Here is a 22,055-nt window from a genome sequence, read left to right as displayed (position 1 = left end):
GGCGGTCCAACGAACGGTGCGCGCGTCGGCAAGTCCATGTCGCCGAAGTGGATCTCGAAGGGTTTGTCATTCGCCATGGTCGCCTCCGTCGCCCGTACCGAGGATGTATGCCGTCGCAGAGAGGTACTGCAGGCAGCTGGGGCCGTGGCCGGAGTGGACGTTGACGACGAACTGGGCCTGGGCCAGCGTCCTGAACTCGCCGTCGGCGTAGCAATTGCGGTGGAAGTGGTGCCACTGCTCGGCGTCGGCGAGGGTGGTCACCGGGTGGCCCGCCATGGCTTGACGAGCTTGGCGTCGATGAGGACATCGAGTGCGGCGGCTTTGTCGGCGCACCGTTCGGTGTCGCAGCCGATTCGCGCTTGCCACACCAGGTGTGCATTCTCCGGGGTGTATGGGGTGTCAGGGGCAGGGTGGCAGGTGTCGGCGATCTTCACGGGCCGATCGAAGAAACAGATCGTGGTGTAGAAGACGGCAGTGACCGTGAAGGCGATCAATACTGCGATGGGCATTTCGTCTATACCCCTTGGCACGTTGTGGTGTGGGTGGGTAGCACCCGCCGCCGAGGATTCGGGGATCAACCCGGCGGCGGGTGCTGATCTCAGTCTCAGGCGATTCACCTACTTGTGACCCCGTTGATGTGTTGACACCTGTTTTCCATCGCTACCGTGGGGAAATGGACCAGGGGGCATTACTCCGCGCAGCGCGTGAAACCGCGGGCGTGACGCTTCGCTCAATGGCGCGGATGACGAACTACAGCCCCGCCTACCTGAGCCTCATAGAGTCCGGGAAACGGCCTGCCACACATGAGGTTGTCTGCGCCTACGAAAGGACGCTGGGTGCGGATCTGGAACGGCTGTCGGCGGTTTCGGGCGCACCCGCGAAGGTCGATTCGAGCAGCCTGGATGACGTAGCGGTCATGCTGTCGGCAACACGACGCATCGAGGACGCGACCGGGCCGACTTCGGTTCTGTCGGTCGTGCAAGGCATGTCGACGATGACCGAGCGGTTCGCGGATCACGCTCGCTCTCGTCATGCAGCCGGAGCCGCAGCACTGGCGAGCGAGGTCACCCAGTATCGCGGTTGGCTCGAGCACGCGACAGGTGCCGGTAAAGCATCTCTGCGCAGCCTGGACCGATCAATCGCTCTCGCCGAGCACGCCGGCGGTAGCGACCAGCTCGCGCATGGGCTGAGTTTCAGCGCCTATGTACGGCTCGAGCGTGGCGAGCTCGGCGAAGCGGCCGGACTGGACGACGCCGTGCTGTCAGTGCCGCTGCTGCACCCACTGATTCGCGTGTACGAGCGGTATCAACACGCTCGCGTGCGTGCAATGGCGGGTGATCGGCGCGGCGCCGAGCGTGCCCTACTGCTTGCTGATTCGGAAGCCGACGCGGCCGGAGACGAGCCACCGCCCGACGCCGGATATTGGTACACGCCCGGGTTCTTCGGTCTTCAACGCGCCCGCGTGCTGCGGACTCTGGGCGATGCCGAACGCAGCCGCGAGGTCGTAGCCCAGTCGCTCAAGTCGATGCCGGAAGGCCACAGCACCGCCGAATGGGCGGCGAAGTGGCGGCGAGCAGCGGCCGGGGACAACGACGTACCGCACTGACACGGTGTAACGACAGCAGTTCAACGAAGGCCCGCAACCCAGTTCGATCGGTTGCGGGCCTTCGTGCGTTCCGGTGAGCGTGTAAACAACTTGTCACCGTTCCGGTCGCACAGGGGAGTCCAGGGAAACGCATCAAAGTCCAAAATCCCATGTCACTGGACGTCCCCGTACGGGATTGCACCCACCTGGACAACTCTCTGTCATCCTCGAGGATGACCGGACTCGCCACTTTGTGGGGACGCGCGCCGCCGTATTTTGCGGAATGCTGGGCACATGATCGAGCTGAAAGGCCTGACCAAGCATTACGGGCAGACTGTCGCGGTGCAGGATCTGACGTTCACCGTTCGACCAGGACAGGTGACGGGGTTCCTGGGACCGAACGGCGCCGGTAAGTCGACCACCATGCGGATGATCCTCGGATTGGACAAGCCCACCGCGGGTACCGCGCTGATCCAGGGCAAGCCATACCACGAGCTGGACCATCCGCTGCGGATCGTCGGTGCGCTGCTGGATGCCAAGTGGGTGCATCCGAACCGGTCGGCGCGCGCCCACCTGGAGTGGATGGCCGCATCCAACGACATCGCCAAATCCCGGGTGGAGGAGGTGCTGCGACTGGTCGGCCTGTCGGAGGTGGCGGGCAAGACCGCGGGCGGTTTCTCCCTCGGCATGTCGCAGCGGCTCGGCCTGGCCGGCGCACTACTCGGCGACCCGCAGGTGCTGCTGTTCGACGAGCCGGTCAACGGCCTGGACCCGGAGGGCATCCTGTGGATCCGCCGGTTCATGCAGCGACTGGCCGCCGAGGGCCGCACGGTACTGGTCTCCAGCCACCTTCTTTCGGAGATGGCGCAGACCGCCGAGCACCTGGTGGTGATCGGTCGCGGCAAGCTCATCTCGGACTCGACCACGCAGGAGTTCATCGAGCGCGCCTCGGAGCAGTCGGTGCGGGTGCGTAGCCCGCAGCTCGACCAGCTGCGCAGCGTGCTCACCTCGAACGGCATGACTGTCCGTGAGGACGGCGCGGGCGCCGGCGGCCCCGCGCTCGTCGTCGCGAACGTGTCCAGCGACGCGGTCGGCAAGCTGGCGGGCGCGAACGACATCACACTGTTCGAGCTGGCTCCCCAGCGCGCTTCGCTGGAGGAAGCGTTCATGCGGATGACCGGCGGTGCCGTGCAGTATCACGGCGAAGGCTTCGATCCGGCGGGAGCGACGGGCCCGGAGGCGGCAGCGCGCGTAACCACGCAGGGCACCGCGGACGCCGCGCCTTACACAGCGATGGGAGGTGCGCTCTGATGGGCGTACTGGCAGCAGAACGAATCAAACTCACCTCGACCAAGTCGCCGTGGTGGTGCTCGGCGATTGTCGTCGCCCTCGCGCTCGGCATGTCCGCTCTGCTCGCCTCGGTGGCGCGGGCGTCCTACGGCAAAGAGGGTGCGTTCGACCTGACGGTCTCCACCGCGGTGGCCGGGATCAGCGGATTCGGTGTGATGGTCCTGATGATCATGGCGACGCTCACCGTGACGAGCGAATACCGCTTCGGCATCATCCGCACGACGTACCAGGCAACTCCGCATCGGGCCAAGGTCATTCTCACCAAGGCCGGGCTGGTCGGCGTGTACGGCGCGCTGCTCACGATTGTGCTGGTATTTCTCGCCTACCTGGTCGCCAAGGCGCTCGGTGGGGCGGACGCGGGCGCGACCCTGACCCTGTCGACCGGGGACGACTGGCGCGAGGTCTACGGCATCCCCATCTACACGTTCCTGTGCGTCGTCCTCGCGGTCGGCATCGGCGTGCTGGTGCGACAGTCCGCTGCCGCGATCTCGCTGATCGTGCTGTGGCCGCTGCTCATCGAGGGCCTGCTCGGGGCATTCGGCAGTTTCGGTCGCAACGTCACCCCGTTTCTGCCGTTCGCGAATGCGAGCCACTTTTACAGTGCTTCCGCTACCACCGCCAACTGGCACTGGGGGCCCGGGGGCAGCCTGCTCTACTTCACCGTGTTCGTCGCGATCGTGTTCGGCGCGGCCCTGGTCATGGTGAATCAGCGCGACGCCTAGCGGACAGCTGCCCGAGTCGCTTTCCCTCGCCACTCGGGTTGTGGGGCGCCGACCTTGTCGGGAGGTTCGCGCGTCCTGTCCACCGCCTTCCACTGCCCGGTCGGCGGTGCGGCCATCGGCCCGGTGCGATACGTCGCGCCGGGCCGATCGTGCTTTTCCTGGGGATTCGTTTGTGCGACACATCGTTTCCGCCGGTGGTGCCCGCTCGGTGGCATCAAGTCAGCAACCAACTCGTTATCCATCGCGGACCCTCGGATGGCGCGCTGGCGCGGGAGTGGGTGGCGTAAACGTAGCCCGCCTACTAAGGGGTGGCTGAGATACGCTCGGGGCGTGAGCGAAACACCTTCCGGCGGTGCTGAGCCCGGGTCGGGGGCGGAGGGCGATGGCGGCGTACCGCCCGAGGTCGTCATCCCGTCGGCACCGTCCGAAGCGTCTGGTTCTTCCCGCCGTTCCGCTGCCGGACTGCGTCGTGGCCAGCTGTCGGCGCTGATGAACGCGGCCAATCAGCGGCCGGATCTGATCGGGGCATTACGCAAGGCCAGGGAGCAGCTGCCCGGTGACCCGTCTTTCGGTGACCCGCTGTCTGTTTCCGGCCCCGGCGGCGCACGGGCGGTGGCGCGGGCCGCGGACAAACTGGTGGGTGACACACCGAGTGCGGCCCGCGAAATCGGCTTCGGCGCCCTGCAGGTCTGGCAGGCCATGCTGGAACGCGTCGGCCGCGGGCAAGGTGGCCAAGAGATAACTGTCATGTTCACCGATCTGGTGGCCTTCTCCAGTTGGTCCCTGTCGGCGGGCGACGAGGTCACCCTCGAATTGCTGCGCGGCGTCGCCAAGGCCATCGAGCCGCCGATCGCCGAGCGCGGCGGGCAGGTCGTCAAGCGGATGGGCGACGGCCTGATGGCAGTGTTCCCGTCCGCGGATCGGGCGGTGCGCGCCGCGGTGACCGCCGGCGACAACCTGGCCGACGTGCAGGTGCGCGGCTATCGACCGACGATGCGCATCGGCCTGCACACCGGCTCGCCACGTGAGATCGGCGGCGACTGGCTCGGGGTGGACGTGACCATCGCGGCTCGGGTCATGGAGGCAGGCGGCAATGGCAACACCATGCTGTCCGAGGCGACGCTGCAGGCGCTACGGCCGGAGACGCTGACCGATCTGGGTTTCGCGGTCAAGCCGTACCGGCGCGGCTTGTTCACCGCTCCGCTCAGTGGAGTCCCGCAGGACCTTCGGATCTTCCGTCTGTCGCGGCGCTAGCCGAGCCACCAGGCGAGGGCGCCGGCCGCCGCGAGGACGGCGCAGACCGCGAGCGCGAGGGACAGCGGCCGAGCCGTCTTCCATGTGGTGTAGGCGCCGCCGAGGAGGAAGCCGGCCAGGGCGAACAGAATGATCACGGCGACGTCGGTGGGCACGGTGCTCATTTTGCTCTATCCGGCCGCCGTCGCCGCGCTGCGGGGTTGCGGACCCGTGTGTCGGTTCTCATCTGATCTGGCGAGGCTGGTGGGGATTGACCCGGGACTCGCCAGGTGGGGTGGGCGGTTATCGGTGATCGTTTCTCATTTGAAGTGGCGGATTGCTGGGAGGATGGCGGTCATCACGTAGCGGTTGCAGGGCCGGTGGTTGTTGTGGTCTCTTGAACGTCTATGAAGCATCAACGCCCGGCCACCGCCAGTGCTGTCACGGACGGCATGAAACTGCACCGACATTCGGTGCGGTGGTCGGATCGCGTCCGCACGGTCATCACCCTTCGGCCCGGTACGCATGCCCGTTTCAGCACGAACCGTTTTCACGAAACCTGGCATGTACTCTCGGATGGCCACGGCGCCCGGCTGCTGGCGCGATTGCTGTGGGGCCTGTCGTATCAGGCTCGGCCCGGCACCGTCGTGCTCATCGATCGTCCGTTTCTCACCCCGAATCCATTCGATGCCGATCCGGCCGACCCGATCGTGCTGGTTCCCGGCTGGTGCACCGGTTTCGACGATCGTGCGGCCCGACGAATGCGCAGCCGATTGCCCCTGCGGCACCCGGATGGCACGGTGCGCTGGCGTACTTTCGGCTTGGATCGGGCACTCGAACCCGAAGCCCTCGAAAGTTGGCGAGATCGCGAGCGCTACCGCAAGGACACGGGGAGAGTCGCGCGTCGCTGCGGACTGCTCGTCCTCACCCCCGGCACTCCGTACGAAGCCCGCAGCTGGGCACTGCAGGCGGCCGGTCTCGATCCGAGCGACCGGTGGGGTACCGATTACACGGAACTCGGCTCCGGGGACCACGGGTACGAGGGCGAAGTGCAAATCTTCCGGCGTTTCCGCCCCATGGTGAGTGTGGCCTCCCGAGCCCGCGCGCAGGTCCTTGCTCGCCCCTGCCCGCCGACCGGCCCCGACGACCTCCGACCGGCCGTGTGGCGGGAGGCGGAACGCGTTCGCGGCGACGCCCATCTACGGATTCGCGAATGGCAAGGCCGCAGCTACCAGCTCGGCCGAGCTGCCGCCGTCATGCTCGCCCGAGCCGATATTTCGAGCCTCGACGACCTTGCGGAAGTCGGTCCGGTCGAGGCATACCGCCGCATGCGCGCGGCCGGGGTACCGGGTCTCGATCGCGAGATGCTCTGGGCGATGGAGGGCGCGCTCAGCTATCGCGACCGACGCAATATCTCGACCGATCGGCGTCAGGAACTGCTCGCCGAACTCGGTGACGAGCCGACGCGCCCGCCGATGGCGCAACGTGGTGGCCGCGCCCCTGCCCACCGGGGGCTATATCGGAGGGAACAGGGATTCAGACGCCGCTCGTAATCAGGTCGGCGTCTCGTATCGTCGGACTGGCGCAGCGAAATCGGCGCCTCCCGCGGCGTGTGCGCAACCTGGGTGGTTTCTCATTTGAAGTGGCGGATTGTCGGCAGGATGGCGGTCTGGTAGTTGGGGTTGTAGGGGCGGTGGCTGCGGACGCGGCGCCAGTAGTCGTGCCGTGTCGGTTGATGGCGTTTGCGCTGGTCGATGACCCATCCCTTGATCGGGTCGACGTTTGTAGGACCAGGCAAGCCGGCGGCCGAATTCCCGGGGCTGTCCGAGTCGGCGGGCTATGAGTTCGTAGAACTGGAGCAGGTCGAAATCGCCGTGGGCCATAGCGACGTGGCGGCGCCATTCCAGGTCGCAGAGCACTGTGGCGATGGTGACCGCTTCAGGCAGCACCAGCAGGCCCGGTGGCGTGCCGGGGGCCGCTCTCAGCGCGGCCGCCCGCTGGTCCCAGCGGGTGTGCAGATGTTGGAATCTACTGTTGCGGCTTCGGAACCATTACCGCGCAACGTATTCCGCAGCTGCGAGCTGTTTCATTGTCCAGTCCCGGTCGCCGGTGTCCGAACACAATCGGTTCAGGCGGCGGTGCGCGCCGAGGACGGCTCCGGAGCCGGACAGGTCGACCTGTTGGGGTCTGGTGTGGGTGATGCGGACCCATCGGCGATGCCGCCGGCAGACCTCCGGAGCCGATAGGTCGTGGACCCTGATTCGTGGCTGCCCGGGCAAACGCGCGACGCATTCCTGACAGTGCTCACGCAGCCTCACGGAGCGGTGACCGTGGAAGGTCGGCGTGGCCGGGTCGGGCCCGGGGCTGGTCGCGGCCAGCGCAGGCAGTGCTCTGCGCAGCCTGGCAGCCGGCATCCCGGTGAAGATTTCCAGCCGCCGCGCCGCAGCCGTGTTGAGTGTGATCTCGTAGTGCTCGGGCCACGACGCGACCGGTAGTGCGCCGCGGGGTTCTCCCAGCGCCCGCAGCAGCAGGGTCGGGCGAGTCAGGGCGTTGGCGTCGGCGAGCCGGAAAATGTAGGACACCAATGTTTCTGCATGGACCGGCCGGACGCGGACGGGCAGGAGTCCGGCGGGGTTCTGCCATGGCTTCACCGGCCGCTCCTGCCGCGGGCGGCGGGCTTGTATTGCGCTATCGCGGCGCCGTCGAGCAGGACCGCATCCAGGTGGGCTTTGGTGATCTTCTCGGTGCCGTCGCTGATGGCGTCGTTGGCGGCGTCGTAGATGAGCTGGTCCAGGCTGCCGATCATGCCGCCGGTGCGTGCATGCAGGTAGGGCGCGGACTCGATGAGGGTTCCGGGTTTGTGCCGGTGTAGGCGCAGGGCGTGTTCCATCGTTGCGACGAGCTTGGCCCAGTCCTGTTTGTCGGCCTCGGTCCGATAGGTGAACGGGCCGGTCTTGACCGGGATGAACCGGCCCAGGATCTGACGGCCGCGGGCCCCGGAGAACAGGTTGGATTCCTCGAGGTCCAGTCCTGCGAAACAGAACGTGGCCGCGACGTGGTCGAAAAAGTATTTCAGCTGGTCAGCAACATGACGGCCTTTCTTGGTGGTCAGATCCAACCGGTGGATCTCGTCGACGAGGACCATGCCGGTGCGGACCCGGCGCATCACCTCGGCGACGGTGTGCGCGACATCTTGCGGGTTGTCGAGCCGGCTCACCGGCAACCCGAGGAACGCCGCCATTTCCTGGGCGAGCGCTTTCGGGTGTGTGTCGGGCGGGATCTCGATGTAAACGACCGGGATGCGGTCGGGATCGGGCCGATAGCGGCGTTCCAGATCGATCTGGAATCTCTTGCCCAGCTGGGTGATCGAGGTGGATTTGCCGGTGCCGCTGGCCCCGGATACCAACAGCCCGCGACGGCCCAGCTGCTTGCCACGGTTGTTGATCACCAGTTTCTTCCCCTGGTGAATGATCCGGCGGATGTCTGGGGTGGCGACCAGCAGCAGCGACGAGTGATAGTCCTGGCGGGCCTCGCTGTAGAACTCGCGCTCGAACCCGTCGAGGCGGTCGAAGTCGGCGACCGGCAGCAGCCTCGGTGGTTCGGGGGATGTCTGCGCGGCGAACGACGCCCACCCCTGCTTGGCGGACAGCGGGTGGCGGATCCCGGGTTCGGCTGGGGTGAGGGTCACCAGCGGCCTCCAAGGTCGTCGGCGAACGGGTCGAACATCCCGAACGGCACCACCTCGGCGGCCACCACTTCGACCTGGACCTCATCGGTCGCGCCGTCGGGATCTGCATCTTCGGCGGTGCTGTGCGCGGGAGGCAACGCCGTCGGCGGCGCAGTGCTCAGCTCGGCGGGCAGGTGGTTTGTCATCTCGTGGGCCGAGCGGGTCCGTGCCATCACCCGATCGGCGCCGGGGCCGGTCTCGGCGCGGCGCAGCAGCGCCGCCAGGATGACCGCGACGGCCATCTCGTTGGTGTCATCGACGCCGCGCTGCGCTGCGATCTTGCGCGACGCCCGCCAGGTGAAGTCCGCGAACGGCTGCCCCACCACCGCCTGATGAGTCCACGGCGCGGTCATCCAGCCCTGGCCATGGTGATTACGCACCCAGATCCGTGACACGTCGTAAGGGTCGAAATGGACCTCCCATCGACCGCCCTTGCTGGTGACACCCGAACTCTGCCCGGCCCAGAGCCGCAGCTCGGGGCTGTTGTAGGTGCGGTACTCGATCTGAACGCCGGTATCGGTGATCGCCCGCCAGTCCGCGGGCAGCAACTCGATGTAGTCCTCACCGGTCAACGCGACCGGGACATAGCCCGCAGCCGCGACCAACGTCGCGTAGGCGTCGTTCGGCGAAGCCGCCTGATCGGGGTTGAACGGGTGGCGTAGTCCATCGTGGGGCCGGGTTTGCCACCCGCAGATAACCCACTCGTCGAACAATTCCTGAAGTTCGGGCAGTGACCACACGGCCCGCTCGGCGACATCAGCGCCGCGACGGGTGACATCACGGCCGGTATAAGCCGCGACGTTCTGACAGAACAGCATGTTGATCGAGGAGAAAGTGCGTTCGACGATCGCCTTGTCGGTGGCCGTCAACTGGTGCGCCGGTTGCACCGATATGCCCAAGGTGTCCGCAGCACGCAGAAACACCTCCGACAAGAACACCTTGCCGTGATCGATCACCACCGTGTCCGGGACGATCACCGGCTTGGCCGCCGCCATCGCCAGCCGTGTGTCCAGGGTCACCAGGCGCTGATGCGGGATGCGGGAGGCCGCCATCGACAACGCCTGATCCCAACCGGGGCGCATCGGCTCCGGGACCGTGGACCGTGCCAACAGCAACGCCGCGTCGACCGCTTTCGCGCCGACCGGGCGCAGCACCCCGGCGCATATGGTGCGGGTCGCGATGTCGATCGCCAGCACCAGCTCAGCCCGGCCGATCACGCCGTCGTCCATCACCGCCATCACATCCAGTGGTGTCGCGTCGATCTGCACCTGCTCACCCGGCCGCGCCGCGATGGTCGCGGTGTAAGGGCGGGCAGGCTTGTTCGCGGTCTGGCGTCGCGTGACCGCCGAGGAGAACGTGTGCCGACCCTTCGACAGCACGTCCAACAACCGGTAAATCGTTGCCTGCGACGGCATCTGGACCACATCGGGGCCGTGCTCGGCGTCGAGCAGCTCCCGGATCTGCCGTATTGCTCGCGACCGGGTACCCGTCGACGTGCCGGTCTGCGACCCAACCACCACGGTCGCAGCCGCGACCACTCTTTCGTCGACACCGCCCGTCGGCTCCGCCGTGCGAACGTAGCGAGTGTCGACCAATCCCCATAATCCCTGGTCACGGTAGCGGGCACGCATCCGCTGAACAGTGCGGACACTGGTCTTCTTCGACCACGCCGCAGTCAACTCGGCGGCCTTGGCCTTCTCCCGCGCCGCCATCGTCTGAGTCATCGGGTCAAACTCCCGGCGCGGCCGCGCATCCTCGGCCGCAGCTGACGGCAGCCCTGTTTCGATCTCGACCAGGTGCCGCTCCCACTCCCGCGCAGCAACCACCACATGATCAGGAAGCGACTCGAGCAGGGCAACAGGCTCCACCTTCGGCGCCGGAGCCGCGCCCACCAGCTCGAAATCCTCCGCTGCCAGCAGATACGACAACGCAACCACCGTTGTCTCGCCGGAATCCGACAACAACCGCAGCGTGGTGCCCGACAACGCGACCACCGTATGACACTCCCCGACGAAGACCACCCTGTCCTCAACCCGCAGAACACCCGGACGCGCGATCATCGCCCCCCTCCCGCCGACACCAGTTCCTCCGCCAGATCCGCCACTCTCGCCACTCTCGCCAAATTCGCCACATGCGGTGCGCACCGAACCTCGGTGCGATGTGACAGCACCACCGACAGATCCGCCACCAGCACCTGCTTCCAGATCAGGTGAAAGAGCACCGGCAACGTGCCCAACGGGTCACCAGCGAGCTCGGCACCGTCCATCAACAGCCGCGGCCCGGCGAACACCTCCAACAGCCGCGCCGCAACCGCCGCATCGAAAACAGCGTGGATGCCGATACCCCGCCAGCCACTTCTGGTTGGCGGCCACCACGCCGTCGAGCCGGTCCCAGACCGCATACCGCCAGCTCAACGCCGCGCACGCAAGGCCGGTCGCATCGAACGCCTCACGGTCACGGTCGCCGATCAACTGCAACGGCCGCGAGTCCAGCACCATTACTAGCCATCGACCGAGCGCACCAAAAAGTCCGGGGCGTGACGGCGCTGCTTCCCGTCGTCGGGCGTCCAGACCAGCCAAAACGGCTGAGACACGATCCCCACCACGGAAGCATCGAAGTCCAAGGCCACCAGATGATCCCGCTCAACCCACGACTCGAACCCGATCCGACGACCCAACGTCGCCGACCAATACCACCCCGAAAAATTCCGCTGACCTCGATACGACGGAAACGACCGCACCGGCCGCTGTAACTCGCCCACCACATCCGGCAGCCACTCCCACGGCACCCGCCGCTCCACACCGGCCTCGGTGACGAACACCACCTCGAAACCCTGACCAGACCCCAACTGCCCTACCTGTCGCTCCAGCACCGGGACATCATCCCGGCAACCTCGCCATTCCAGGTGAGAACTCGCCACGACTTCGCCACTTCAGATGAGAACTCGCCACTTCGGCTGAGAACCGACATTGCGGACCCGTCTCCCGCGATCGGCGGAATATTCGTCACAGCTAACAAGCACGCACGCTTGCTTTTTTCCGGGCCGGGTGTGATGCTGGTCGCGGAACCGAACTTCACGGGTGCGGCACACTGCCGCGCCCACCCGGCACGCCGCAAGAACGCAAGGAATGCTGTTCGGTTACCGCACAGAACGCTCGGACGGACCAACGCCCGGTCGACACAGGGAGCGCTCGGACGAACGCATGTCCGGTCGCCGCGAGGAGTGCTCGGACGGACGGACGTCCGGTCGCCGCACAGGAGGGAGGCAGTTCCCGCTGATGAGTATGCTGGCCGCCGACCCGGAGATACTCCGGATCGGCAACTGTTCCGGCTTCTACGGTGATCGGCTCGCCGCCATGCGCGAGATGCTCGATGGCGGGCAGCTCGACGTGCTCACGGGTGACTATCTCGCCGAGCTGACCATGCTGATCCTCGGCCGGGACCGGATGAAAGATCCGAGTCTCGGCTACGCCAAGACCTTCGTCAAGCAGGTCGAGGAGTGTCTCGGGCTCGCCTTGGAACGCAACGTGCGGATCGTCGTGAACGCGGGCGGCCTCAATCCCGCCGGGCTGGCGGAGAAACTGCGCAAGGTCGCCGCCGACCTCGGGTTGGACGCGAAGATCGCACACGTCGAGGGCGACGACCTGGGCGCGCGCGCCGGTGAACTCGGTCTCGGCGCGCCGCTGACCGCCAACGCCTACCTCGGCGCTTGGGGCATCGTCGAATGCCTGAACGCGGGCGCGGACATCGTGGTCACCGGCCGGATCACCGACGCATCGGTGGTCCTCGGCCCTGCTGCCGCGCATTTCGGTTGGGGCAGAACCGATTACGACCAGTTGGCCGGTGCGGTGGTGGCGGGACACGTCATCGAGTGCGGTACCCAGGCCACCGGAGGCAACTACGCCTTCTTCACCGAACTCGCCGACCTCGGCAGGCCAGGCTTCCCGCTCGCCGAAATCCGCAGGGGCGGCAGCAGCGTCATCACCAAGCATGAAGGCACCGGCGGCGCGGTCACCGTCGACACCGTCGAGGCCCAGCTGATGTACGAGATCCAGGGCGCCCGCTACGCGGGACCCGACGTGACCTCCCGGCTGGACACAATCCGGCTCGACCAGGCGGGCCCGGACCGGGTGCTGATCAGCGGCGTCACCGGTGAGGCCCCGCCACCGCGGCTCAAGGTCTCGCTGAACACGCTCGGCGGGTTCCGCAACGAGATGGAGTTCATCCTCACCGGCTTGGACATCGAGGCGAAAGCCGCACTGGCGCAACGACAGCTGGAGTCTTGGCTGCCGACGCGGCCTGCGGAGCTGACCTGGACCCTGGCCCGGCTGGATCGACCGAACGCCGACACCGAGGAACAGGCCAGCGCGCTGCTGCGCTGTGTGGTTCGCGACCCTGACCCGAACAAGGTCGGCCGCGCGTTCTCCAATGTCGCGGTGGAACTGGCGCTGGCCAGCTACCCGGGGTGCAGCTTCACCACGTTGCCCGGCAACGGATCTCCGTACGGCGTGTACACGCCGGGGTTCGTCGATGCCACCGAGGTGCCGCACACGGCGGTGCTGCCGGACGGCACCCGCGTGGCCGTCGCGCCGTCGACCGACACGGCGGATTTGACTGAAGTGGCTGAGCCGCCTGCTCCGGAACCTTTGCCCACCAACGAAACTCGCCGTGCGCCGTTGGGCACGATCGCGCTCGCCCGTAGTGGCGACAAGGGCGGCAACGCCAACATCGGAGTGTGGGTGCGCACCGACGAGCAGTGGCGCTGGCTGGCGCACACGCTCACTGTGGAGCGTGTCAAAGAGATGCTCCCGGAGGCGGCCGCACTCACCGTCACCCGGCACGTCCTGCCCAACCTGCGGGCGCTGAACTTCATCATCGAAGGTCTGCTCGGTCAGGGCGTGGCCTACCAGGCCCGCTTCGATCCCCAGGCCAAGGGACTCGGCGAATGGCTGCGGTCTCGTCACCTCGACATTCCAGTGGAGCTACTGCCATGACTACACTGTGGGAAACACCGGAACGGCGCGAATTACGTTCCACCGTGCGCAGTTTCGTGGATCGCGAGATCCTGCCGTACCTGGACGGCTGGGAGCGCGAGGGTGAGATCCCGCGCGAGCTGCACAAGAAGGCGGGCGCCCTCGGCCTGCTCGGCCTACAGTTCCCGGAGTCCGCGGGCGGTTCCGGCGGCGACGACGTAGACGCCATGATCGTCTGCGAAGAGATGCACCAGGCCGGCGCGTCCGGCGGACTGTTCGCTTCGCTGTTCACCTGCGGCATCTCGGTACCGCACCTCATCGCCTCGGGCAATGCCGAGCAGATCGAGCGCTGGGTGCGTCCGACGCTCGCGGGCGAGAAGATCGGCTCGCTGGCGATCACCGAGCCGGGCGGCGGCTCCGACGTCGGGCACCTCACCACCACTGCCCGCCGCGACGGCGACCATTACATCGTCAACGGCGCCAAGACCTACATCACCTCAGGAGTGCGCGCCGACTTCGTGGTCACAGCAGTGCGCACCGGAGGACCCGGCTCCGGGGGCATCTCGTTGCTCGTCGTCGACAAGGGAACCCCGGGCTTCAGGGTCAGCCGGAAGCTGGACAAGATGGGCTGGCTCGCCTCCGACACCGCCGAGCTTTCTTACGTGGATGTCCGTGTGCCGGTGGAGAACCTGGTCGGCCAGGAGAACTCCGGTTTCTACCAGATCGCGGGCGCGTTCGTCAGCGAGCGCGTCGCCCTTGCGGTGCAGGCGTATTCGAGCGCGCAGCGCTGCCTGGACCTGACCCTGGAATGGGTACGCAACCGAGAAACCTTCGGCCGCCCGCTGATCAGCAGACAGGCGGTGCAGAACACGGTCACCGAAATGGCAAGGCGCATCGATGTCGCCCGCGTCTACACGCGCGATGTGGTCCAGCGCAGCGCCGAAGGTGAGACGGACCTGATCGCCGAGGTGTGCTTCGCCAAGAACACCGCCGTCGAGGCGGGCGAGTGGGTGGCCAACCAGGCCGTGCAGCTGTTCGGTGGTCTCGGCTACATGCGCGAATCCGAGATCGAGCGGCAATATCGGGACATGCGCATCCTCGGCATCGGCGGTGGCACGACGGAAATCCTCACCGGATTGGCGGCAAAGCGATTGGGGTACCAGGCATGACCGGTCAGGCCCGGAGGCGGCAGCCCGCGTCACCACGCAGGGCCCCGGTGATGCCAGAAAAGGACACAATATGACCGTATTGCGCAGCACCCTGGACACCGCGTCGCTCGAGTACACCGCGGCCGCGGACGCCATGAGCGCCAAGCTCACCGAGGTCGAGGCCGAGTTCGCCAAGGCCATCGCGGGTGGCGGCCCGGACAAGCTGGCCCGGCATCGCAAGCGCGGCAAGCTGACCGCGCGCGAGCGCATCGAATTGCTCGTCGACGAGGACTCCCCGTTCCTGGAGTTGTGCCCGCTGGCGGGCTGGGGCAGTGAATTCCACGTCGGCGCGAGCACCGTCGCGGGTATCGGCATCGTAGAAGGCGTCGAGTGCATGATCGTCGCGCCCGACCCCACCGTGCGCGGTGGCACCTCGAACCCGTGGACACTGCGAAAGACGTTGCGCATCAACGACATCGTGCGAGAGAACCGGCTTCCGGTGATCTCGCTGGTGGAGTCCGGTGGCGCGGACCTGCCCACGCAGAAAGAGGTCTTCGTCCCCGGCGGCCGGATGTTCCGCGATCTCACTCAGGCGTCGGCGGCGGGTATCCCGACAATCGCGCTGGTGTTCGGCAACTCCACCGCGGGTGGCGCCTACATCCCTGGCATGTCCGACCACGTGGTGATGATCAAGGAACGTTCCAAGGTGTTCCTCGGCGGCCCGCCGCTGGTGAAGATGGCCACCGGTGAGGAATCCGACGACGAATCCCTCGGCGGGGCCGACATGCACGCGCGGATCTCCGGCCTGGCCGACTACTACGCGCTCGACGAGCAGGACGCGATCCGCATCGGCCGCTCCATCGTCAAGCGGCTGAACTGGCGTAAGCAGGGGCTCGCCCCGCGTGCCGAGGTGATCGAGCCGCTCTACGACCCGGAGGATCTGCTCGGCATAGTCCCCCCGGATCTGAAGATCCCGTTCGACCCGCGCGAGGTGATCGCCCGCATCGTCGACGGTTCGGATTTCGACGAGTTCAAACCGCTCTACGGCAGCAGTCTGGTGACCGGATGGGCGGAGCTGCACGGATATCCGATCGGCATCCTGGCGAACGCGCGCGGCGTCCTGTTCTCCGAGGAGTCGCAGAAGGCCACCCAGTTCATCCAGCTGGCCAACAAGACCGACACACCACTGCTATTCCTGCACAACACGACCGGCTACATGGTCGGCAAGGAATACGAACAGAAGGGCATCATCAAGCACGGTGCGATGATGATCAACGCGGTCTCCAACTCGAAGGTGCCACACATCTCGGTGCTGATGGGCGCGTCCTACGGCGCGGGCCACTACGGCATGTGCGGCCGGGCCTTCGACCCGCGTTTCGTCTTCGCCTGGCCCAGCGCGAAATCCGCCGTCATGGGCGGCGCACAGCTGGCGGGTGTCGTCTCGATCGTGGGCCGGGCGGCCGCCGAGGCGAAGGGGCTGCCGTTCGACGAGGACGCCGACGCCGGGATGCGCGCCATGGTCGAGGCGCAGATCGAAGCCGAGTCGCTGGCCATGTTCATGTCCGGGCGGCTGTACGACGACGGCGTCATCGATCCGCGCGATACCCGCACCGTGTTGGGAATGTCCTTGTCGGCCATTCACAATGCCCCGATCAAGGGCGCCGACGGCTTCGGCGTCTTCCGAATGTGAGGCGCGCCGTGTCCAACTATCCCCTCGCTCGGCCGATCACGAACGTCCTCGTAGCCAACCGTGGCGAGATCGCCCGCCGAGTGTTCGCCACCTGCCGCCGGATGGGCCTCGATACCGTCGCGGTGTACTCCGACGCGGACGCCGCCGCGCCGCATGTGGCCGAAGCCGACACCGCCGTCCGGCTGCCCGGCAACACACCGGCCGAGACCTATCTGCGCAGTGAACTGATCATCGAAGCCGCGCTGGCGACCGGCGCCGACGCCATCCACCCCGGATACGGATTTCTTTCCGAGAACGCCGAATTCGCCAGAGCAGTGCTCGATGCCGGGCTGGTATGGATCGGCCCTCCGGTCGAGGCGATCGAGCAGATGGGCTCGAAGGTCGCCTCGAAGAAGCTGATGGATGTTGCCGGCGTCCCGGTGCTCGCCGAACTGGATCCGGACGAGGTCACCGCGGCGCATCTGCCGGTCCTGATCAAGGCCTCCGCGGGCGGCGGTGGCCGCGGCATGCGGGTGGTGCGCGACCTCGCCGACCTGACGCCTCAGATCGACGCCGCCCGGCGCGAAGCGGAATCCGCGTTCGGCGATCCGACGGTGTTCTGCGAGCGCTACCTCGAGACGGGCAGGCACATCGAGGTCCAGGTGATGGCGGATGCCCACGGCACGATCTGGGCGGTCGGCGAACGCGAGTGCTCTATCCAGCGCCGCCATCAGAAGGTGATCGAGGAGGCCCCTTCGCCGTTGGTCGAGCGCACCGAGGGCATGCGAGCGCGACTGTTCGAGGCGGCGCGGCTCGCAGCGGGCGCGATCGGCTACACCGGTGCGGGCACCGTGGAGTTCCTCGCCGACGAACAGGGTGAGTTTTTCTTCCTGGAGATGAACACGCGCCTACAGGTAGAGCATCCGGTCACGGAGTGCACCACCGGTCTGGATCTGGTTCGGCTGCAACTGGATGTCGCCGTGGGTGGCACGCTGCCCGCCGAGCCGCCCGCGATGCACGGGTATTCGATCGAGGCGCGGCTCTACGCCGAGGATCCGGCGCACGAATGGCAGCCGCAGAGCGGAACCGTACATCGGATCGATATCCCCTTGGTGGCAGCCGAATTCGATCTACTCGACCGGCCGGGCGTGCGGTTGGACACGGGAGTTGTGGCCGGCTCGGTCGTCGGCGTGCACTACGATCCGATGCTGGCAAAGGTCATCTCCTACGCCGAAACCCGCGGCGAGGCGGCACGACTGCTGGCTGCCGCACTGCACCGAGCGAAGATCCACGGCCTGGTCACCAACCGGGACCTGCTGGTGCGGGTGCTGCGCCATCCGGCCTTCCTGGCCGGTGCCACCGACACCGCGTTCTTCGCCACACACGGCTTGGACACCCTCGCCGCGCCGCTGGTATCCGAATCAGAGGAGGCGCTGTCGATCGTCGCCGCCGCCCTCGCCGACGCGGCCGCGAACCGCGGCAGCGCCCGAGTGGGCGGTGGATTGCCCAGTGGTTGGCGGAATCTGCCCTCGCTGTCGCAGCGCAAGTCCTACAAGAGCCGGGCCGGTGGGATACACGAGATCGGCTACCGGTTCGGTCGGACCGGCGTCACGGTGGACGGCCACGACGGGCTCGAACTCGTCGAGTCCGCTCCCGATCGGGTGGTCCTCTCCGTGCCCGGTCCGAGCGGACCCGTGCGTAGGCATTTCGACGTGGCGCGCTACGGCGAGCAGATCTGTATCGATTCGCCTTTCGGTCCCGTCACCGTGCGCAGGCTGCCGCGCTTCAGCGATCCCGCCGATCAGGTGGCCACCGGCTCGCTGCTCGCGCCTATGCCCGGCAGCGTGATCCGGCTCGGCGCGGAGGTGGGCAGCCACGTCGAACTGGGCCAGCCCATTCTGTGGCTGGAGGCGATGAAGATGGAGCACACCATCGCCGCGCCCGCCGCCGGTGTGCTCAGCGCCGTCAATGTCACCGTCGGCCAGCAGGTCGACGTCGGCGCCGTGCTGGCGGTCGTCGAACCGGCCGAGGATAACGAGGACCAGGAGAACTGATGAGCTTCATCGAAACCGACGAACAGAAGGCGCTGCGGGCCGCCGTCGCCGCGCTGGCCGGGAAGTACAACTACCGCGACTATGTGCTGCCGAAGGCGCGCAAGAACGAGCCGCTCAGCGAATTATGGGATGAGGCAGGAAAACTCGGCTTCCTCGGCGTGAACCTGCCGGAGGAGTTCGGCGGCGGCGGCGCGGGTATGTACGAGCTGGCGCTGGTGATGGAGGAACTCTCCGCGCAGGGCGCCGGTCTGCTGCTCATGGTGGTCTCCCCGGCCATCTGCGGCACCATCATCACCAAGTACGGCACCGACGTGCAGAAGCAGGAATGGCTGCCCAAGCTCGCCGACGGCTCCGGCACGATGGTCTTCGGCATCACCGAGCCGGACGCGGGATCCAACTCGCACCAGATCACCACGACCGCGCGCCGCGACGGCGAGGATTGGATTCTCAACGGCCGCAAGATCTTCATCTCCGGCGTGGACCAGGCCGAGGCCGTGCTGATCGTGTCCAGGACCGAGGACCACAAGACCGGCAAGCTGAAGCCCGCCCTGTTCATCGTGCCGACCGACGCCGAAGGCTTCACCAAGACGGCGCAGGAGATGGACATCATCGAGCCGGACCACCAGTACAACCTGTTTCTCGACGACGTCCGGCTGCCGTCCAGTGCGCTGGTCGGCAAGGAGGATGCGGCGCTGATGCAGCTGTTCGCGGGTCTGAACCCGGAGCGCATCATGGGTGCCGCCATGGCCGTCGGTCTCGGCCGCTACGCCATCGACCGTGCCGTGGAGTACGCCAAGGAGCGCACGGTGTGGAAGACGCCGATCGGTGCGCACCAAGGTATTTCGCATCCGCTCGCGCAGGTGAAGGTCGAGCTCGAGCTGGCCAAACTGATGATGCAGAAGGCCGCGACCCTCTACGATGCGGGCGACGAAATGGGTGCCGCCGAGGCCGCCAACATGGCGAAATACGCCGCGGCGGAGGCCAGCATCAGGGCGCTCGACCAGGCCATCCAGACTCACGGCGGTTCCGGTCTCACCCGTGACGTCGGGCTGGCCGCCATGCTCGCCGCCTCGCGCATCGGCCGCATTGCGCCGGTCAGCCGGGAAATGGTCCTGAACTTCGTCGCCCAGTATTCGCTGGGTCTGCCGAAGTCGTACTGAGAAAGGCCGCCGATGACCGAGACGGTCCCGTTCGTCCGCTACGAAGTGGCGAATGGTGTCGCGACGCTCACGCTCGACTCGCCGCACAACCGCAACGCGCTGTCGTCCCAGCTGGTTGCCGAGCTGCTGCGCGGGCTCGACGACGCGACCGCCGACGACCACGTGCGCGCGATCGTGCTCGCGCACACCGGAAGCACCTTCTGCGCGGGCGCGGATCTGAGTGAGGCGAGCAACGCCGATCCCGCGGTGGCCGCCGACGAGCGCACCCGGGTCATGATCGGGGTGCTGCGCAGGCTCGTGGAGATCCCGAAACCCGTGATCGCGCAGATCGATGGCAATGTTCGTGCGGGCGGCATGGGCATCGTCGCCGCCTGCGATCTCGTGGTGGCCGGGCCGGACAGCAGTTTCGCGCTTACCGAGGTGCGAATCGGGTTGGCGCCGTTCATGATCTCGCTGACCCTGCTGCCCAGGCTCAGCCCGCGCGCGGCCAGCAGGTACTACCTGACCGGCGAGAAGTTCGGCGCCGCCGTGGCCGCGGAAATCGGCTTGGTCACGGTCACCGCCGACGACCCGGCGGCCGAGGTGGCACGGCTGTGCGCGGAGTTGCGCAAGGGCTCCCCGCAGGGACTGGCCGAGTCCAAACGGTTGGTCAACGCGAGCATCCTCGCCGAGTTCGACGCGTCGGCCGAGGAGCTCGCGGCACGCTCGGCGGGCTTCTTCGGCACGGCCGAGGTGCGGGAGGGCATGCTCGCCTTCTTGCAGCGTCGCCCACCGAGCTGGGCAGAATGACCCCCATGGCGACACCGCACGAACCCAAGCAGGACCGCAGCCGAGCCACCCGGCAGCGCCTGCTCGTCGCGACCATCGATTGCCTGGCCGAAATGGGCTGGGCCGCAGCGACAGTCGCCGTCGTCGCCGAACGCGCGGGGGTGTCGCGTGGCGCGGCGCAGCATCACTTCCCGACCAGGGAGGACTTGATCACTGCCGCGCTGGAGTACATGTTCGACACCCGCAGCGGGCAGGCCATCGTGGAGGCGGCGACGCTGCCGGAGCCGGTCTGCGGCGTCGCCCGCACGGAGGCGGTGGTTGCGGGGCTGGTCGAGTCCTACACCAGCCCCTTGTTCAAGGCGGCTCTCCAAGTCTGGACCCACGCGGCCGCCGACCCGGCCCTACGCGAACGCATCGTCCCGCTCGAGGCCCGCTTCGGGCGCGCCTCACACCGCCGCGCGGTCAAGGCCCTCGGCGTCGACGACTCCGACCCCGTCGCCCACCACTTGGTCCAAGCGACCCTCGACATGGCCCGCGGCCTCGGACTCGCCGACGTCCTCACCGACGACTCGGCCCGCCGAAAACGAATCGTGGAGCAGTGGGCGGCGACCCTGCACGCCGCCTTGCACGCACCGCGCTGAGCGGACTCTGGCAAACCCTCGATCCGACCATCAGTTCGCGGCAGGGTTCGCATCTGAGCAACCGAAGCGCATGCGCTTAAGCGTGAGTCTCGGCCGCCACCTGCGAACCGCGCACATAAACCCCCAACTCATCGCACTCCGAGCTCAATCGACGTTGGAGTCTTACGAGCACGCTCGCGGTCCGGCTCGCGTCCGTGCGACCGAAGCACATGCGCTTCAAGCGCGAGTCTCGCCCATCACCCGCCAACCGCAAGAACAAAAGTCCCCGCTCACCGCACTCCCAACCCCGTCGAGTGCGAGTCTTACGAGCACCGTTCGCGGCCCGGCTCGCGTCCGAGCGGGCGAAGCGCATGCGCCGAAGGCGCGAGTCGCGCCCGCTCGGACGCGAGCCAAAAGGGGGCCGCGAACACGCCGCGCCGTAGGCGCGGCAAATTAGACACAGCTAGCACAATCCTTGCTGCTCGAGCCGGCCGGAATCGATGGCGTACGACGAGGCTCCGATGGCGGCGCCGATCAGTCCGACGATGATCGCTCCAGGAATCGCGCCGACAAAGAAGACAGGCAGGCCGATGAGCGCACCTACGGCAGCCCCGACCGCCGCTCCCAACCCCGTCCTGAGTTCGATGGTGTCACCGGGCGGCAGACACACCTTGACGTACGACACCTGCGGCGTTTCCCCCGATGACGCGGTGACCTGCTCGGACTGTTCCACTGGTGCGGCCGACGCAGTGGACGCGAATCCGACCGTGAGCGCGGTAGCGACCAGTGCGCTGATGACCGTCACGGCCAGCTTCATGATGGCATTCAACTGTTTCCCTGTTTGTTTCGTGGTGGACGCGTGACCTGATGGTGGCTAGGGCCCCCGGCCCCCGACAGGGAGCCGTCACACTCCTGATCATCATCGCTGGAGTTTTGCGACATGCCAACAGTTAACCGAATGGAAGCGACCGCTCCGCATACCTCTGGCTAGTTTCGCACATGCTTCGGCGCCTGTGGAGCAGCTGTAAGGCGAGTTGCTCGCGCGG

At 67.0% G+C, this 22,055-nt stretch carries 22 protein-coding genes; 12 read left to right on the top strand and 10 right to left on the bottom strand.

Annotation, left to right across the window (positions count from 1 at the left end; genetic code table 11):
• Positions 1-66: 66 nt before the first annotated feature.
• Together AB4Z47_RS06720 and AB4Z47_RS06715 are read right to left on the bottom strand one after the other, a co-directional pair.
• Positions 67-276: a hypothetical protein gene (locus AB4Z47_RS06720; protein WP_441948736.1), complete on the bottom strand. Its 210-nt coding sequence runs from the start codon at positions 274-276 to the stop codon at positions 67-69.
• Complete coding sequence (locus tag AB4Z47_RS06715) at positions 258-509, bottom strand: hypothetical protein (protein ID WP_441948734.1); 252 nt, start codon at positions 507-509, stop codon at positions 258-260. The genes AB4Z47_RS06720 and AB4Z47_RS06715 overlap by 19 nt, the downstream gene beginning before the upstream one ends.
• Positions 510-673: 164 nt before the next feature.
• Between AB4Z47_RS06715 and AB4Z47_RS06710 the strand changes: the two genes are divergently transcribed.
• The 4 genes from AB4Z47_RS06710 to AB4Z47_RS06695 all read left to right on the top strand — a co-directional run bounded on the left by AB4Z47_RS06710 (position 674) and on the right by AB4Z47_RS06695 (position 4,911).
• Complete coding sequence (locus AB4Z47_RS06710) at positions 674-1,606, top strand: helix-turn-helix domain-containing protein (protein ID WP_441948732.1); 933 nt, start codon at positions 674-676, stop codon at positions 1,604-1,606.
• 273 nt (positions 1,607-1,879) lie between these two features.
• The gene (locus AB4Z47_RS06705) at positions 1,880-2,896 is read left to right on the top strand and encodes an ABC transporter ATP-binding protein (RefSeq protein WP_441948730.1); all 1,017 of its coding nucleotides are present in this window, start codon (positions 1,880-1,882) and stop codon (positions 2,894-2,896) included.
• Positions 2,896-3,657 carry an ABC transporter permease gene (locus AB4Z47_RS06700; RefSeq protein ID WP_441948728.1) on the top strand — a complete coding sequence of 254 codons (762 nt, stop codon included), beginning with the start codon at positions 2,896-2,898 and terminating at the stop codon, positions 3,655-3,657. Before AB4Z47_RS06705 ends, AB4Z47_RS06700 begins: the two co-directional genes overlap by 1 nt.
• A 489-nt stretch (positions 3,658-4,146) precedes the next feature.
• Entirely contained in the window at positions 4,147-4,911 is a 765-nt protein-coding gene (locus tag AB4Z47_RS06695) for an adenylate/guanylate cyclase domain-containing protein (protein ID WP_441948832.1), read from the top strand.
• Here AB4Z47_RS06695 and AB4Z47_RS06690 read toward each other — a convergent pair.
• On the bottom strand, positions 4,908-5,075 hold the full coding sequence (locus AB4Z47_RS06690; protein ID WP_441948727.1) for a hypothetical protein: 168 nt from the start codon (positions 5,073-5,075) through the stop codon (positions 4,908-4,910). The two genes, AB4Z47_RS06695 and AB4Z47_RS06690, sit on opposite strands and share 4 nt — an antisense overlap.
• 267 nt (positions 5,076-5,342) lie before the next feature.
• Between AB4Z47_RS06690 and AB4Z47_RS06685 the strand changes: the two genes are divergently transcribed.
• Positions 5,343-6,443 (top strand): TfoX/Sxy family DNA transformation protein, encoded by a 1,101-nt coding sequence (locus tag AB4Z47_RS06685; protein WP_441948725.1) that lies wholly within the window; start codon positions 5,343-5,345, stop codon positions 6,441-6,443.
• Between the two features lie 80 nt (positions 6,444-6,523).
• On the opposite strand, the gene AB4Z47_RS06680 is transcribed toward AB4Z47_RS06685, so the two are convergent.
• The 6 genes from AB4Z47_RS06680 to AB4Z47_RS06655 all read right to left on the bottom strand — a co-directional run bounded on the left by AB4Z47_RS06680 (position 6,524) and on the right by AB4Z47_RS06655 (position 11,489).
• Positions 6,524-6,688, bottom strand: a complete 165-nt coding sequence (locus tag AB4Z47_RS06680) for a hypothetical protein (RefSeq protein ID WP_441948723.1) — start codon at positions 6,686-6,688, stop codon at positions 6,524-6,526.
• A 253-nt stretch (positions 6,689-6,941) separates the two neighbouring features.
• Complete coding sequence (locus AB4Z47_RS06675; RefSeq protein ID WP_441948721.1) at positions 6,942-7,541, bottom strand: TniQ family protein; 600 nt, start codon at positions 7,539-7,541, stop codon at positions 6,942-6,944.
• A complete protein-coding gene (locus tag AB4Z47_RS06670) occupies positions 7,538-8,578 on the bottom strand; it encodes an ATP-binding protein (RefSeq protein WP_441948719.1) in 1,041 nt (346 codons plus the stop codon). Before AB4Z47_RS06670 ends, AB4Z47_RS06675 begins: the two co-directional genes overlap by 4 nt.
• Positions 8,575-10,677: a Mu transposase C-terminal domain-containing protein gene (locus AB4Z47_RS06665; RefSeq protein WP_441948717.1), complete on the bottom strand. Its 2,103-nt coding sequence runs from the start codon at positions 10,675-10,677 to the stop codon at positions 8,575-8,577. Before AB4Z47_RS06665 ends, AB4Z47_RS06670 begins: the two co-directional genes overlap by 4 nt.
• Positions 10,674-11,018: a hypothetical protein gene (locus tag AB4Z47_RS06660; protein ID WP_441948716.1), complete on the bottom strand. Its 345-nt coding sequence runs from the start codon at positions 11,016-11,018 to the stop codon at positions 10,674-10,676. The genes AB4Z47_RS06665 and AB4Z47_RS06660 overlap by 4 nt, the downstream gene beginning before the upstream one ends.
• Before the next feature lie 99 nt (positions 11,019-11,117).
• Complete coding sequence (locus AB4Z47_RS06655) at positions 11,118-11,489, bottom strand: TnsA-like heteromeric transposase endonuclease subunit (protein WP_441948714.1); 372 nt, start codon at positions 11,487-11,489, stop codon at positions 11,118-11,120.
• Positions 11,490-11,895: 406 nt separating this feature from the next.
• Between AB4Z47_RS06655 and AB4Z47_RS06650 the strand changes: the two genes are divergently transcribed.
• The 7 genes from AB4Z47_RS06650 (at position 11,896) to AB4Z47_RS06620 (ending at position 21,030) form a co-directional block, all read left to right on the top strand.
• On the top strand, positions 11,896-13,611 hold the full coding sequence (locus AB4Z47_RS06650) for an acyclic terpene utilization AtuA family protein (protein ID WP_441948711.1): 1,716 nt from the start codon (positions 11,896-11,898) through the stop codon (positions 13,609-13,611).
• Positions 13,608-14,759, top strand: coding sequence for an acyl-CoA dehydrogenase family protein (locus AB4Z47_RS06645; RefSeq protein ID WP_441948710.1), 1,152 nt, complete (start codon positions 13,608-13,610; stop codon positions 14,757-14,759). The genes AB4Z47_RS06650 and AB4Z47_RS06645 overlap by 4 nt, the downstream gene beginning before the upstream one ends.
• 70 nt (positions 14,760-14,829) lie before the next feature.
• Positions 14,830-16,428: an acyl-CoA carboxylase subunit beta gene (locus AB4Z47_RS06640; RefSeq protein WP_441948708.1), complete on the top strand. Its 1,599-nt coding sequence runs from the start codon at positions 14,830-14,832 to the stop codon at positions 16,426-16,428.
• Between the two features lie 8 nt (positions 16,429-16,436).
• Entirely contained in the window at positions 16,437-18,461 is a 2,025-nt protein-coding gene (locus AB4Z47_RS06635; protein WP_441948707.1) for an ATP-binding protein, read from the top strand.
• Positions 18,461-19,621 carry an acyl-CoA dehydrogenase family protein gene (locus AB4Z47_RS06630; protein WP_441948705.1) on the top strand — a complete coding sequence of 387 codons (1,161 nt, stop codon included), beginning with the start codon at positions 18,461-18,463 and terminating at the stop codon, positions 19,619-19,621. Before AB4Z47_RS06635 ends, AB4Z47_RS06630 begins: the two co-directional genes overlap by 1 nt.
• 12 nt (positions 19,622-19,633) lie before the next feature.
• Positions 19,634-20,410: an enoyl-CoA hydratase family protein gene (locus tag AB4Z47_RS06625; protein ID WP_441948704.1), complete on the top strand. Its 777-nt coding sequence runs from the start codon at positions 19,634-19,636 to the stop codon at positions 20,408-20,410.
• A gap of 5 nt (positions 20,411-20,415) precedes the next feature.
• Positions 20,416-21,030, top strand: coding sequence for a TetR/AcrR family transcriptional regulator (locus AB4Z47_RS06620; protein WP_441948702.1), 615 nt, complete (start codon positions 20,416-20,418; stop codon positions 21,028-21,030).
• Between the two features lie 442 nt (positions 21,031-21,472).
• Here the strand turns inward: AB4Z47_RS06620 and AB4Z47_RS06615 are convergent, their stop codons facing one another.
• A complete protein-coding gene (locus AB4Z47_RS06615) occupies positions 21,473-21,826 on the bottom strand; it encodes a hypothetical protein (RefSeq protein WP_441948700.1) in 354 nt (117 codons plus the stop codon).
• Between the last annotated feature and the right edge of the window lie 229 nt (positions 21,827-22,055).

It is taken from the genome of Nocardia sp. 2TAF39 (genome assembly GCF_052114905.1).
GTDB lineage: Bacteria > Actinomycetota > Actinomycetes > Mycobacteriales > Mycobacteriaceae > Nocardia.
The sequence above is the reverse complement of the archived record's forward strand: the minus strand, read 5'-3'. Positions and strand labels throughout refer to the sequence as shown.